This is a genomic window from Paraburkholderia unamae (genome assembly GCF_003096875.1).
Lineage (GTDB): Bacteria > Pseudomonadota > Gammaproteobacteria > Burkholderiales > Burkholderiaceae > Paraburkholderia > Paraburkholderia unamae.
In genome coordinates this window covers 228,742-242,516 of the sequence record NZ_QEOB01000010.1, presented here as the reverse complement: position 1 = coordinate 242,516, position 13,775 = coordinate 228,742, and the positions used below count along the sequence as shown (strand labels likewise).

General features: G+C 64.2%; 10 protein-coding genes. 3 read left to right on the top strand and 7 right to left on the bottom strand.

What is annotated here, in order from left to right:
- From C7402_RS21960 to C7402_RS21940, 5 genes are all read right to left on the bottom strand, one after another.
- Window positions 1-810, bottom strand: coding sequence for an aminoglycoside phosphotransferase family protein (locus C7402_RS21960; protein ID WP_116612086.1), 810 nt, complete (start codon window positions 808-810; stop codon window positions 1-3).
- Window positions 811-1,063: 253 nt separating this feature from the next.
- Entirely contained in the window at window positions 1,064-1,384 is a 321-nt protein-coding gene (locus C7402_RS21955; RefSeq protein WP_112171636.1) for a DUF4148 domain-containing protein, read from the bottom strand.
- A 168-nt stretch (window positions 1,385-1,552) separates the two neighbouring features.
- Complete coding sequence (locus tag C7402_RS21950) at window positions 1,553-2,266, bottom strand: phosphatase PAP2 family protein (RefSeq protein WP_116612085.1); 714 nt, start codon at window positions 2,264-2,266, stop codon at window positions 1,553-1,555.
- A gap of 842 nt (window positions 2,267-3,108) precedes the next feature.
- Complete coding sequence (gene acnB / locus C7402_RS21945) at window positions 3,109-5,694, bottom strand: bifunctional aconitate hydratase 2/2-methylisocitrate dehydratase (RefSeq protein WP_112171638.1); 2,586 nt, start codon at window positions 5,692-5,694, stop codon at window positions 3,109-3,111.
- A 328-nt stretch (window positions 5,695-6,022) separates the two neighbouring features.
- Window positions 6,023-7,189, bottom strand: coding sequence for a mandelate racemase/muconate lactonizing enzyme family protein (locus tag C7402_RS21940; RefSeq protein ID WP_116612084.1), 1,167 nt, complete (start codon window positions 7,187-7,189; stop codon window positions 6,023-6,025).
- A gap of 131 nt (window positions 7,190-7,320) precedes the next feature.
- Here C7402_RS21940 and C7402_RS21935 point away from each other — a divergent pair, with 131 nt between their 5' ends.
- Window positions 7,321-8,286 (top strand): LysR family transcriptional regulator, encoded by a 966-nt coding sequence (locus C7402_RS21935; protein ID WP_116612083.1) that lies wholly within the window; start codon window positions 7,321-7,323, stop codon window positions 8,284-8,286.
- Between the two features lie 94 nt (window positions 8,287-8,380).
- Here C7402_RS21935 and C7402_RS21930 read toward each other — a convergent pair whose 3' ends face one another.
- Window positions 8,381-9,124 carry a type IV toxin-antitoxin system AbiEi family antitoxin domain-containing protein gene (locus C7402_RS21930; RefSeq protein WP_116612082.1) on the bottom strand — a complete coding sequence of 248 codons (744 nt, stop codon included), beginning with the start codon at window positions 9,122-9,124 and terminating at the stop codon, window positions 8,381-8,383.
- A gap of 291 nt (window positions 9,125-9,415) precedes the next feature.
- On the bottom strand, window positions 9,416-10,330 hold the full coding sequence (locus C7402_RS21925; protein ID WP_116612081.1) for an AraC family transcriptional regulator: 915 nt from the start codon (window positions 10,328-10,330) through the stop codon (window positions 9,416-9,418).
- 275 nt (window positions 10,331-10,605) lie between these two features.
- Between C7402_RS21925 and C7402_RS21920 the strand changes: the two genes are divergently transcribed.
- Together C7402_RS21920 and C7402_RS21915 are read left to right on the top strand one after the other, a co-directional pair.
- Window positions 10,606-12,846, top strand: coding sequence for a TonB-dependent siderophore receptor (locus C7402_RS21920; RefSeq protein WP_224043038.1), 2,241 nt, complete (start codon window positions 10,606-10,608; stop codon window positions 12,844-12,846).
- 105 nt (window positions 12,847-12,951) lie between these two features.
- The gene (locus C7402_RS21915; protein ID WP_116612080.1) at window positions 12,952-13,773 is read left to right on the top strand and encodes an ATP-binding cassette domain-containing protein; all 822 of its coding nucleotides are present in this window, start codon (window positions 12,952-12,954) and stop codon (window positions 13,771-13,773) included.
- Window positions 13,774-13,775: the final 2 nt, after the last annotated feature.

The following is a 13,775-nucleotide window of genomic DNA, read 5'->3' as shown; positions in this document are numbered from 1 at the left end:
TCAGCGCTTGCCCGCAAGCCCGAGTGCGCCCGCCGCGAGTGCGGCGACGCTCAAGCGGGTTTGAGCGGGCAATCCGTCCTCCCGCATCCACAGGGCGGAAAGGCCCGACCAGGCGAGTATCCATTGCAGCAGCCTGCGCCGGTCGAGCCCGGCGCAGTCGGCCACGAGCGCCGCTCGCCGGGCGAAGCGAAGCGGATCGACGGCGATGTGATCGTCCGGATTGCAGAACAGATTGGCGTAGTCGAATGTCCGTTCGCCAAGCAGTCCTTTGGGATCGATGGCAAGCCATCCCCGCGCGCCGAAATAGAGAATGTTCTCGTGATGGATGTCACCGTGCAGGACGGCTTCATCGGTGCGCGGCTCGCGCAACAGGGTGTTCGCGACCGTGGCGCAAAGCCGGAGGACAGGGTCCGCAGGCGCTGACAAGGACCGCAAGGGCTCGAACCATTCGGCCAACGGCACGACGCCTGGTCGTTGCGGAGATCGGTGCGCGTGCAACTTGTTGACCACGGCGCACGCAATGCGCATGGCGTCGTCGTCGCGTCCTGAACGGGACACATCGGCAAGCGACGAAGCCGGTTGCGCGCGCTCGATCAGAACAGCGTCGTCATCGTGGGCCCACACGCACGCCGCGCCGTCGCCATTCCACCATGCCATGAGCGCATTGCCTCGGCGCTCTTCGGCGCAGGCGGCCACCTTCAGCATCGCTTCGCGCTCCTGATACTTCACCGGCAACAGATGACTGGTCGCGCTCAGAATGGGCGAGCCGTCCGGGATCAAGTCCCACAGGCGGAGGTATTGGTCGAACATGTCCGCAATGGTACAGCCCGATTACTTGCGGAGCGGCGAATCCGAAAAAGACCCAGACCGGAGCGGTCTGGGTGAAACCAGCGGGGACGGGGCCCCCGTGGTGGAGGTGTTCGTACTGCAACGACGCCAGAACGACGCGAAAACAGCGCGGAGAGCGGTTCGCTGCGGGCTTCGTTGCGGGAGTGCTCAGGTCACTCTATCGGGAGACGTGGGACTGCCGCGCCTCCCCGGGGATATTCGCAAATGCGGCGGCTTACTGGCCGAAATAGACGGGCTTCATGCCGTCGAAGGCAGGGCGGGCGGCGACCGGCACAACCGGTGCGCCCGAGGCGCTTGAGCCGTTCGCCACACCGCCAACGTCGCGGTTTTGCGCGGCAACCTTCGCTTCCGCAGCCAGCAGGTCGTCGGGGTAGTGCGGGTCTTCGCCGCGCGACGGGCTATAGCCGGCCTTTTCGAGCTGTACCAGTTCGGCGCGCACCTGCGCGCGGGTGATCGGCGCATTCGACTGGGCGAACGAGGCAACCGGAACGACGATGGCAACAGCAAGGGCAACCGCTTGAATCAGGGACTTCATGATGACAACCTCCATTGTGCTTTGGTATTCGGTGCGCTGTGTTGCCGCATCCGATGAACAAAGTCTAGGAGTTTCATTGCCTGGGGTTAACCATGTATTCAGGAAAGTATCCTTTCACCCCGTAGAAGGATCCGCCTCACTCGCGCGCCGCCGCATTCCTGCCTGGGCTCAGTGGAGAAGGCCCCCATGTAATTGCTTTACGACGAATACCGCGAGGATGCGCGGCTCATCGAACATGGTCGCGAGTTCGAAGAAGAACAGGAAGGCGAGCATGTACCCCACGGCCGGCCGAAGTTCCATGAAACGCAGAAAGAACGGCGCGATGCGGCTGCGGATCGGCGCGCGCGTGAAGAGCCATGCGCAAAAGGCGCCGATGGCCGCGCCCGCGATGACATCGGTCGGATAGTGCAGTCCCAGGTAGACGCGAGGCAGGCACACGAACAGCACGCAATGCGCGATCGCAAGCACGCCGATCCATCGCCAGACGAGGAAAATGCCGACGGCCACGGCCATCCAGAGCGCCGCATGGTCGCTTGGGAACGAACTCCACAGCCGCATGGTTTCCGGGGTTTCGCTGGCGAGCGGAAACGACAGATGCACGGCAGGGTCGTAAAGCGGACGAAGGCGGAACGGCAATGTCAGCGCGAACAGGCGGCCGAGCAGGAACGCCGAGAGCGCGCCGCACAGCGTCGCGACGACAATCTCGCGATGCGATCGCTGGGCGTCGCCCGGATGGAACCAGATGGCGCAGAGAATCGCGAGCGGCACGACGCCTTTGGTGAAATAGAACTCGGCGATCGCGTGAACCGCGTGGGTAAACGCGAAGGACGATGAGCCGATATGAACGAGCCAGGCCTGAATGGCCGTATCGAATGCGTTCATGTCCCGCGTCTCCGTTCGAATAGGTTGGTTGTCTTAACAGCTTGTGTGGTCGGCGGTTCAATTGAGGGGAGCCGGTTGCGTCTTTATGCGGCGTGGTCGTTTTCGCCCTCGGGCGGTGTTACTCGGCCGCAGCGACTGGCGACCCGCTGCTTGCGTGGAGCGTGGGGAGCGGTCCGGTTGGAGCGTGTGGCGCTCCGTAGAGGAGAGGCTTGGGCGAGCGCATGCCCGCGACGACGTAGTAAGGGGTGGACCTCGTGGCGAGTCGTCGTGCGCCAGGCGCCGCGAAAGCCGCGCCGACCAGAACGAGGACATCGCCCGTCCGGGCGGGCGATGTCTGGTGGCGATATGACATGGCAGGGCCCCCCTTGCACAGGTTCATGTATCGCAGCCAGCGTTTCGGCAAGCCACAAACAACGATGGCTTCGACACGTGCGCAACCGCCGTGCCGATGGAACAAGCCACTGGCACTTCATTCGGACGATGAAGAGCGCCGTCTTCTCGTCACTTGTAAATCATTCGCATTCCGAACGAAATAGTTAGCATTCGTTCACTGCGGTCCACATGATCGCCCGAAAGCGCTGCACAAGACGCCACCTGGTCGCGCACGGCTGTGTTTTGGCGGCGAGCGACTAGTGGCCGCGGTAGCGTGCGAGCGAGTTTTGCGCGTCGTGCAAGGAAGTCTATACCCGCTGCAACACCGGCGAAATGGCGGCCTGCCCTAAGCGCGGCGGTCGGCGCGCCGCACAAAAAAAGCGCCGCGGGCTGAATGCCCGCGGCGCCTTTGCGTGTCGCTGCAACGAGAACTTACGACGAAACCATTGCGTCGCAGCCCGACAGCATGCTTACACCGTTACGGTGTCGGCGACTTCCTTGAAGTCTTCGATCTGGTCGAAGTTCATGTACTTGTAGATCTTGTCGCCGTTGGCGTTGATCACGCCGATGTCGGCCATGTACTCTTCCTTGGTCGGGATGCGGCCCAGACGCGAGCAGATCGCCGCCAGTTCCGCCGAGCCGAGATACACGTTCGTGTTCTTGCCCAGACGGTTCGGGAAGTTACGGGTCGAGGTCGACATGACCGTTGCGCCTTCACGCACCTGTGCCTGGTTGCCCATGCACAGCGAGCAGCCCGGCATTTCGGTGCGCGCACCCGCGGTGCCGAACACGCCGTAGTGGCCTTCTTCGGTCAGTTGCTTCTGGTCCATCTTGGTCGGCGGCGCGACCCACAGCTTGACGGGGATGTCACGCTTGCCTTCGAGCAGCTTCGACGCGGCGCGGAAGTGACCGATGTTGGTCATGCACGAGCCGATGAACACTTCGTCGATCTTCGCACCGGCCACGTCCGACAGCGTCTTCACGTCGTCCGGGTCGTTCGGGCAGGCCACGATCGGCTCATGCACGTCTGCCAGATCGATCTCGATGACGGCCGCGTACTCGGCGTCCGCATCCGGTTGCAGCAGTTGCGGATCGGCCAGCCACGCTTCCATTGCCTTGATACGGCGCTGGAGGCTGCGCGGGTCCTGGTAGCCCTGGGCGATCATCCACTTCAGCAGCGTGATGTTGCTGTTGAGGTACTCGATGATCGGTTCCTTGTTCAGGTGCACCGTGCAACCGGCAGCCGAACGCTCGGCCGATGCATCCGACAATTCGAACGCTTGCTCGACCTTCAGATCGGGCAGGCCTTCGATTTCGAGAATGCGGCCCGAGAAGATGTTCTTCTTGCCTTGCTTGGCGACCGTCAGCGTGCCTTCCTTGATGGCCCACAGCGGAATGGCGTTGACGAGGTCACGCAGCGTGACGCCCGGCTGCATTTCGCCCTTGAAGCGCACGAGCACCGATTCCGGCATGTCCAGCGGCATCGTGCCGGTGGCGGCCGCGAAGGCGACCAGGCCCGAACCTGCCGGGAAGCTGATGCCGATCGGGAAGCGCGTGTGCGAGTCGCCGCCGGTGCCGACGGTGTCGGGCAGCAGCATGCGGTTCAGCCACGAGTGGATCACGCCGTCACCCGGACGCAGGGCGATGCCGCCACGCGTGCTGATGAAGTTCGGCAGCGTCTGGTGCGTCTTGACGTCCACGGGCTTCGGATAAGCGGCCGTGTGGCAGAACGACTGCATGACGAGGTCGGCCGAGAAGCCGAGGCACGCCAGGTCCTTCAGTTCGTCGCGGGTCATCGGGCCGGTCGTGTCTTGCGAGCCGACCGAGGTCATCTTCGGTTCGCAGTACGTGCCCGGGCGCACGCCCTGGCCTTCCGGCAGACCGCAGGCGCGGCCGACCATCTTCTGCGCGAGCGAGAAACCCTTGCCGCTGTCGGCCGGCTGTTGCGGCAGGCGGAACAGCGTCGACGGGGCGAGACCCAGCGCTTCACGCGCCTTGGTGGTCAGGCCGCGGCCGATGATCAGCGGAATGCGGCCGCCGGCGCGCACTTCGTCGAACAGCACGTCGGACTTGACCTGGAATTCGGCGATCACGGCACCGTTCTTGAGCGCCTTGCCTTCGTACGGGCGCAGTTCGACCACGTCGCCCATTTCCATCTGCGACACGTCGAGTTCGATCGGCAGGGCGCCGGCGTCTTCCATCGTGTTGTAGAAGATCGGGGCGATCTTGCCGCCCAGGCACACGCCGCCAAAGCGCTTGTTCGGGATGAAGGGGATGTCTTCGCCCGTGAACCACAGCACCGAGTTGGTGGCCGACTTACGCGAGGAGCCCGTGCCGACCACGTCGCCCACGTAGGCGACCAGGTGGCCCTTTTCCTTGAGCGATTCGATGAACTTGACCGGGCCGCGCTTGCCGTCTTCTTCCGGCGTGATGCCAGGACGTGCGTTCTTCAGCATCGCCAGTGCGTGCAGCGGGATGTCCGGGCGGGTGGTCGCGTCCGGTGCCGGCGAGAGGTCGTCGGTGTTGGTTTCGCCCGTGACCTTGAAGACCGTGATGGTCAGGCTTTGCGGGACTTCCGGACGGCTCGTGAACCATTCGGCGTCGGCCCAGCTTTGCAGCACGGCCTTGGCGTTGGCGTTGCCCTTGTCGGCCAGTTCCTTGACGTCGTGGAACTGATCGAACATCAGAAGCGTCTTCTTCAGCGCGTCGGCGGCCACGGTGCCGACTTCGGCGTCCGACAGCAGCTCGATCAGCGGGGCGATGTTGTAGCCGCCCAGCATCGTGCCGAGCAGTTCGGTCGCGCGCTGGCGCGAGATCAGCGCGCAGGCGGTTTCGCCCTTGGCGACCGCGGCGAGGAAGCCGGCCTTCACGCGCGCGGCTTCGTCAACGCCTGCCGGCACGCGGTTGGTGATCAGGTCGACCAGGGTTTGCTCTTCGCCGGCGGGCGGATTCGTCAGCAGTTCCACCAGCTCGGCGGTTTGCTGAGCCGTGAGAGGCAGGGGGGGGATGCCGAGCGCGGCGCGTGCGGCTACGTGAGCACGAAAGTTTTCAAGCATGGGGGACCTGCTGATTTTGCGTTTCAGGGGAAGGCTTTTCGGGCACTACGATGCTGTGCCGGTACGGCTTCGAACGCGATTTTAATTGCAATCGCCCCGTAGCGTCAAATGTCTTATGTCTTATATAAGAGTTGGCGGGCGAGCGTGAGGCGGATCAGGCCCGAGGGGCGGGCGATCCGCGCGATTGCGGCGCCGTCCGCCCCCTTGCGTCATGGTGTGGCCCTTTTAGCGGCTTCCGGCGCGTGTTGCTGACGATCCATGCCAGGCAGCGGCACAAGACCGGGTTCGCGCGCATGAAGGCGGCGTTCAGGCCAACTTCAAGCTGACATCAGGCCGACAGCTTGCGCATTTCGGCAAACAGGTCGGCCTTGCCTTCGAAGCCGATGCCGGGCAGCTCCGGCAGGGTGATGTAGCCGTTGTCGACCTTCACGCCATCGGGAAAGCCGCCGTACGGCTGGAACAGGTCCGGATAGGACTCGTTGCCGCCAAGGCCGAGACCGGCCGCGATGTTCAGCGACATCTGGTGGCCGCCGTGCGGAATGCAGCGGCTCGGCGACCAACCATGCTGATGCAGCATGTCGAGCGTGCGCAGATACTCGACGAGGCCGTAGCTCAGCGCGCAGTCGAATTGCAGCCAGTCGCGGTCGGCGCGCATGCCGCCATAGCGAATCAGGTTGCGCGCGTCCTGCATCGAGAACAGGTTCTCGCCGGTCGCCATCGGCTTGTCGTAGTAGTTGCGCAGCGTCGCTTGCAGTTCGTAGTCGAGCGGGTCGCCCGCTTCCTCGTACCAGAACAGGTCGTATTGCGAGAGCGCTTTCGCGTACCGGATGGCGGTGTCGAGATCGAAGCGGCCGTTCGCATCGACAGCGAGTTTCTGGCCGTCGCCGAGCACGCTCAGGATCGAGTCGATGCGGCGCAGGTCTTCGTCGAGCGACGCGCCGCCGATCTTCTTCTTCACGACCGTGTAGCCGCGGTCGATGTAGCTGCGCATCTCGTCCTTGAGCTTGTCGTGATTCTGGCCCGGATAGTAGTAGCCGCCCGCCGCATAGACGAAGATACTGCGATTCGGCTGGCCCTGGCCGTAGCGCTCGGCCAGCAACTGGAAGAGCGGCTTGCCTTCGATCTTGGCCACCGCGTCCCACACCGCCATGTCGATCGTGCCGATGGCGACCGAGCGCTCGCCGTGGCCCCCCGGTTTTTCGTTGGTGAACATGGTCGCCCAGATCTTGTGTGGGTCGAGATTGTCGCCGGCGTCGTTGACGAGCGAGGCGGGATCGGCTTCGAGAATACGCGGGATGAAACGCTCGCGCATGAGCGTGCCCTGACCGTAACGGCCATTCGAATTGAAGCCGTAGCCCACGACCGGCTTGCCGTCGCGCATCACGTCGGTGATCACGGCGACGAGGCTCAGCGTCATCTTGCTGAAGTCGATATAGGCGTTGCGGATCGGGGAACTGATCGGAACGGTGTGTTCGCGAATCTCGACGATTTTCATGAAGGTGTCTCCTGGTCTGACACGTTGGCTGGATCTCTGGGCGGCATGCGGCGCCGCTGCAATGGGACCCAAGCATAGCCGCGCAAGCCCCGCCTATACTTCACCTCAATTCATTTCATTTTTTACCCAAAGTGAGAACTGACTCCACCACCGACTTCGAGTTTTTCGTCCAGCTGGCGAAGCTCAAAAGCCTTTCCGGCGCGGCGCGTTCGCTAGGGCTCACGCCTCCGGCGGCAACCAAACGGCTTGGCATTCTCGAAGAAAGATTCGGTACGCGGCTGGTCAACCGGACGACGCGCAGCGTGAGCCTGACCCCCGAGGGCGAGACCTACGCGCGCTACGCCGCGCAGATTCTCGATCAGGTGCGCGAGATGGAGGACGCCATTGCGGGCACGCCGGCCGATCCGCACGGCCGCCTGCGCGTCAATGCAACGCTTGGATTCGGGCGCACCACGATTGCGCCTTTGGTGTCGGAATTCGCAAAACGCTATCCGCACGTCGATATTCAGTTCGTGGTCACGGATCGTCCTGTCGATCTCGTCGAAGGCGCTTTCGATCTGGCGATCCGGTTTGGCGAGTTGCCCGACCAGCGGTTGCGGGCTCGCCGCCTGATGAGCAATCGCCGGTTTCTGTGCGCGTCGCCGAAGTATCTGGAGCGGCACGGCGTTCCGCGGCGCATGGAGGATCTGGTCAATCATCGCTGCATCATCCATACGCAGAACGACGATGCCTTCGGCGTTTGGAGATTCATGCAGGACGATCGTCTGGAGGCGTTGAAGGTGCACGGCTCGCTCTCCAGCAATGACGGCGATATCGTGCTGCGCTGGGCGCTGGACGGCCACGGCATTCTGATCCGCTCGGAATGGGATCTCGCGAAGTACGTCCAGAGCGGGAGGCTCAGGCTGGTGCTGCCCGACGTCGCGCTGCCGTCGGCGGATCTGTTCGTCTACTATCCGGGACAACGCAACGAATCCACTCGCGCGCGTGCGTTCATCGACTTTCTCGTCAAGCACTTCGAGGCGCCGTTTGTTCCGGTCGATGTGGGCAAGGCCAAGGCGGTTGCGGCCCGCAAGAGAGCGGGGCGCACAAAGCGCTGAGGCGAGGCACGGACGGTGGCCATACGAACCTGCGGGGCGAGGCAGCGAGCGGTCGCTCATCTGCTCACGGCCCGGCACATGGGAGCCGTGCGCTTTACGCCTTCAGGTTCAAAGCAGGCGCGCCCTTGCGGCTGCTGGTCCAGCGCTTTCCTGGACCGAGCCTGTCCACGTGGCGTTGCAGGTCTTTTCCCCACGCAAAGCCGCTCGCGTCGCCAAGGTCCCGCACGAGTTTGACGACCTTCACTCTCGTACAGTGGGCAAGGAGGGTGTCGAGCACCTTCGGCCGCAGATGGCTCAGCGAGGACGCGATATGAAACGCCTCTTCGAGTGACTGGCCTTTTGCGTGCCGTTTGCCGATATCGCTCGCGAGTTCGAGCAGCGCCCGCTCGGGCTCGGAGACAAGGATCGACGGATCCAGATGGGGAAGCGGTGAGATGGCGAAGCCATCGGGCAGGTCTTCATCGAACAATTGCGTCGTCTGTAGCGTGTGGAACAGTGCCTCGCCGACCCACGCAGGCATGACATAGGGCCGCCCGGCCCAAAGTGTGACGCGTTCACGGATATTCGGAGCGTGGCGCGCGCCCTGCCAGTCGAGCGCGGTCTTGCCGCCTACATGCAGATCCGTCACATGCCGGCTGAGGTACGCGAGTACGCCGTCGCGCGCAGGCGTGTCGCCCGCGAGCAGGTAGGCCCCTTTCGAAAGGCGCTGAAGCCAGCCGGCGTTCACCAGATAGGTGGTCTGCTGGGCGCTGACACCGCAGTCGCGGAGCATCTGAGGATCGAGCGGCTGTCCGCGCAGGGCGGTTTCCATGAGCCGCTGGAGCGTTTTACTGGCCATTGTTCGTAGAGACGGGAATCCGAGGCTGGATTTGCCGTCAGTGTATGCGATCCGGGACCGGTAGACACATGATTTATTCGAGGTTGGTTCGGAAAAGTTTATATTTACGAAGAAAAATGTATGAAATAGATAGGCGATCGCCTTGGTCGGCGTTCGGAGTTCATAGAGGCATATCGGCCAATATGTCGCAACTAACTGTCAAGCCGTACCGCAGCCTCCAAACGCCTTTCGGCGACAACCACGGTTCGACAACGGGGAGCCGCGCATGTGCCACGAGCCTGACTTTGCCGTTCAGGCATCGCTTTGCGGCGGACACATCATCGCCTGGTACTTCAGTGGCGTGACATTCAGCACGCGCTTGAACATCACAGCGAAGGTGTTGGCGTCGGCGTAACCCAGGCGTGCGGCGACCTCGGGTATCGGCGTGCCGGTGGAAAGCTGGCACATGGCCTCGGACACGCGCATCTGCTCGCGCCACTTCGCGAACGGCATGCCCGTTTCGCGCTGGAAATGGCGGGCGAGCGTGCGCGAGCTCGCGCCGAGCCGGTCGCCCCAATGCTCCAGGGAGTCGGCGTTGGCGGGATGGTCCACCAGGACCTGGCAGATCTTGCGCAAACGCGGGTGCTGCGGCATCGGCAGGCGGCCCGCCTCGGCGGCGGTGTCGGCGAGGGCGCCCGTTGGCGTGGCCAGGGCATGGGCCGCCTCCAGAAGGGACGTGGGCGTGCCATTGATTTGCAGCGCGCTTTCGAGCAGCCGCGCGATGAGCTGCGACAACAAGTCCGCCAGGCTCCCCGGCTCGCGGGGGCGCGCGGGCTCGACCACCATCTGCAAGATCGCTTCGCGCAGCAGGCCGCTCACGGGCAGCAGCCGTCCTTCCACGTCGCCCAGCGCAGGGCACGGCTCGATATAGAGCGTGCGAAACGCGACCTTGCCGACCATCTCCAGTTCGTGCTCCACGCGCGGCGGCACCAGTAGCGCGCGATTGGGGCCCACCACCCAGCTTGCTGCGGGCGTGCGCACGCGGATCAGACCGCTCGTCGCGTAGAGGAGCTGCGCGCGCGGGTGCGTGTGCGCGATCTCGCGGGCGCCCGACTCGTATTCGATCGACTGGCCGAACACGTTGGGCAGTTCGCGCCGCGCGGCGCCCGTCCGCGAGCGCGACTCGTGCACTCCGGCGGGCAGGGCGGTGTCGGGCATGGTGTCCATTTGATGTGAAATTTCCCTAAATTCGTTCTAACCGGACGATTGTTGTCCTCGTGCGGCCCAAGGTTGTCCACCTCTGCGGCAGGGTCCCAGGTATCATTTGCAGCAGACAGGCTTGCTTCCGCCTTGCGCGGCGCCGGCCGTCTTCCAACAAGAAGTTCAAGTCCCTTCAAGCCAGCGCATTTGCCGAATCCCACAGCCTCCATTGTCAGGGAATTCGTGTCATCTGCAAAATTAATAAGACGCATTATCATTCACATTCAATCGGTAAATCGACGATGAAGGGACGCAAGAAGAACAAAAGGGCGGGGCGCCGCGGGATTTCGGCGCGCCTGGCCATGCTTGGCATGCCGCTCGCGCTTTCAGGCATGGCGCACGCCCAGCAGGCCGCTAGCGGGGATGGCACCGCGGCTCAATCGCAGCAATCTGCCCAATCGGCGCAGCCCGCCACCGGCGGCACGGTCACAACGGGCGCCGGTACGGGCGGCACGCTGCCCGCCGTGACCGTGTCGTCGAATCGCGAGTCGCCCACCGGCCCGACGGTCGGCATTGTCGCGAAACGCAGCATCACCGCCACGAAAACGGATACGCCCATCGTGCGTGTGCCGCAGTCGGTCTCGGTCGTCACACGCGAGCAGATGGACCAGCAGGGCGCCACGACCGTCGATCAGGCTTTGCGCTACACGCCAGGCGTCTACTCGCAGGACTCGACCGATTTCCGCTTCGACCAGCTGCGCGGGCGCGGCTTCGACTATGCGGAATATCTCGACGGGCTGATCCTCCAGCCGAGCGCCTACTACGCGAACCCGCGCATCGACCCGTACTTTCTCGAGCGCATCGAGGTGCTGCGCGGCCCGGCTTCGGTGCTGTACGGCGCGGGCAGCCCGGCGGGCATCGTCAACATGGTCTCGAAGATGCCGACCGAGGAGCCGGTGCACGAGTTGATGTTGCAGTTCGGCAATCACAACCGCTACGAGGCGGCCTTCGATCTGGGCGGCAAGGTGGACGAAGCGGGCACGGTGCTTTATCGCGTGACCGGTCTCGCGCGCGATGCGGACAGCCAGGTGGACGGCGTGAAGGACCAGCGCATCGCCATCGCCCCGAGCGTGACGATCCGGCCGACGAAGGACACCTCGCTCACGCTTTACGCGCAATACCAGCGCGACCCCGCGGGCGGCCTCTTCGATTCGCTGCCGGTGAGCGGGGTGGCCACCTACAACCCGAATGGCAAGATTTCGCCGGGCACGTATGTCGGCAATCCTGACGACGACTTCCTGCGCCGCACGCAGTATGCCGTCGGGTACAAGTTCGAGCAGAAGATCAACAACGTCTTCACGTTCCGCTCGAACGCGCGCTACATGCACGACGATATCGACTATCACCAGACCTTCTTCAGCAACTGGGCGAGTGGCTCGACCTCGGTGCTCAACATGAACGCGTTCCTGGATCGCGAGCATCTGAGCCAGTTCGCGATGGACAACCAGGTCGAAGCGAAATTCTCGACGGGCGCGGTGAAGCAGACGGTGCTGTTCGGCGTGGACTATCAGCGGCTGCTCAACGGCGTGAATTCGGGTACGGGCGCGGTGGGCACGCTCAATCCGTTCGTGCCCGACTACTCGTCGCTCAAAGCCATCACCACGACCAGCAAGCGCGTGGACACGGCCACCGACCAGGTGGGCGTCTACGTGCAGGATCAGATCGAATATGGCCGCTGGCTCGTCACGCTCGGCGCGCGCAACGACTGGACGTCGACCAACATCCAGACGCAGACCGCCACGACCAGCACGCTCCAGCATCAAACGCCGCACGCGTTCACGTGGCGCGGCGGCGTGTCCTATCTGTTCGACACGGGCATTGCGCCGTACTTCAGCTATGCGAAGTCGTTCCAGCCCACGGTCGGCACGAACTTCGCCGGCGACGCGCTCGTGCCGACCACGGGCGAGGAATACGAGGTGGGTATCAAGTACCAGCCGAAGAGCTACAACGCGCTCTACACGCTGTCGTTCTACAACCTCACGCAGCAGAACGTCACGACGCCCGACCTGCTGCATCCGGGCTCCGCGGTGCAGACCGGCGAGGTGCGCTCGCGCGGCATCGAGCTCGAAGGCCACGTGCAGCTCACCAACGAGCTCGCCATCCTCGGTTCGTACACGTATCTGAACCAGGTCGTCACGCAGAGCAACACGCCTTCGCAGCTCGGCAAGCGCCCGACCATCGCGCCGCGCAACATGGCGTCCCTGTGGGCCGACTACACGCTGCACGGCGGCCCGCTGCGCGGACTCGGCTTCGGCGGCGGCGTGCGCTATATCGGCATGTCGGCGGGGGATACGGCGAATACGTTCGACGTGGGTAGCGTCGTACTGCTCGACGCCGCCGTGCATTACGACATCGGCAACTGGAAGCTCTCGCTCAACGGCACGAACCTCACGAACCGCAAGTACGTGGCGTATTGCTCCGGAGGCGCGTGCTATTACGGATCGACCATCGGTGTACTCGGGACTGCCAGGTATCAGTGGTAAGCCGATCGTGCATGGCGCTTGAGCGCCGTGCAACCGCAGTGCGTTGCACGGGGCGTGGCGACACGCCCCGTGCTTGCTGGAGAACAGGATTTGGCAACACCCCTCATGCCTTCGAGGCAAACCTCGCGCACCGCGTGCGCGCGAGGCGCGGACGAACCGCTCTATACGATCGATGGCCTGTTCGTCGAGGCCGGCGAGCGCACCTTGCTCGCCGATGTGAGCCTGCAACTCGCGCGCGGCCGCGTATGCGGCCTGATCGGCCATAACGGCTCGGGCAAGACCACGCTGCTGCGCGTGCTCGCGCGCCAGCAGGCCGCCACGCGCGGCGCCGTGCGTTTTCGGGGCCGCGCGCTCGACGCTTGGGATGCGCGCGCGTTCGCGCGCGAGGTGGCCTACCTGCCGCAACATCCTCCGGCTGCGGACGGCATGACGGTGGGCGAGCTCGTCGCGCTCGGGCGCTACCCCTGGCATGGCGCGCTCGGACGCTTCAGCGCAAGCGACGCGCAGCATGTGGAGGAGGCCATGGCGCTCACCGATGTGCGGCGCTTCGCGCACCGCCACGTCGATCAGCTTTCGGGCGGCGAGCGTCAGCGCGCATGGCTCGCGATGCTGGTGGCGCAGGACAGCGACTGCCTGCTGCTCGACGAGCCGATCTCGGCGCTCGACGTGGCGCATCAGCTCGAAGTGCTCGGCCTCGTACGGCGGCTTTCGCAAGCGCGCGGGCTGGGCGTGGTGGTCGTGCTCCACGACATCAACATGGCCGCGCGCTTCTGCGACGAACTGATCGCGCTCTACAGTGGCCGCGTGCTCGTGCGTGGCACGCCCGCCGAAATCTGCCGGCCCGACGTGCTGAAGTCGATCTACGGCGTGCCGATGGACACGTTCGTCAACCCGCGCGGCGGCGTGCCCGTTTGCACGCCGCGTTGAAG

Bases quoted from the DNA above. Each gene is read 5' to 3' on its own strand.
- C7402_RS21960 (WP_116612086.1), bottom strand. From the start codon at position 810: ATGTTCGACCAATACCTCCGCCTGTGGGACTTGATCCCGGACGGCTCG.
- C7402_RS21950 (WP_116612085.1), bottom strand. From the start codon at position 2,266: ATGAACGCATTCGATACGGCCATTCAGGCCTGGCTCGTTCATATCGGC.
- C7402_RS21920 (WP_224043038.1), top strand. From the start codon at position 10,606: ATGAAGGGACGCAAGAAGAACAAAAGGGCGGGGCGCCGCGGGATTTCG.
- C7402_RS21940 (WP_116612084.1), bottom strand. From the start codon at position 7,189: ATGAAAATCGTCGAGATTCGCGAACACACCGTTCCGATCAGTTCCCCG.
- C7402_RS21930 (WP_116612082.1), bottom strand. From the start codon at position 9,124: ATGGCCAGTAAAACGCTCCAGCGGCTCATGGAAACCGCCCTGCGCGGA.
- acnB (WP_112171638.1), bottom strand. From the start codon at position 5,694: ATGCTTGAAAACTTTCGTGCTCACGTAGCCGCACGCGCCGCGCTCGGC.
- C7402_RS21915 (WP_116612080.1), top strand. From the start codon at position 12,952: ATGCCTTCGAGGCAAACCTCGCGCACCGCGTGCGCGCGAGGCGCGGAC.
- C7402_RS21925 (WP_116612081.1), bottom strand. From the start codon at position 10,330: ATGGACACCATGCCCGACACCGCCCTGCCCGCCGGAGTGCACGAGTCG.
- C7402_RS21955 (WP_112171636.1), bottom strand. From the start codon at position 1,384: ATGAAGTCCCTGATTCAAGCGGTTGCCCTTGCTGTTGCCATCGTCGTT.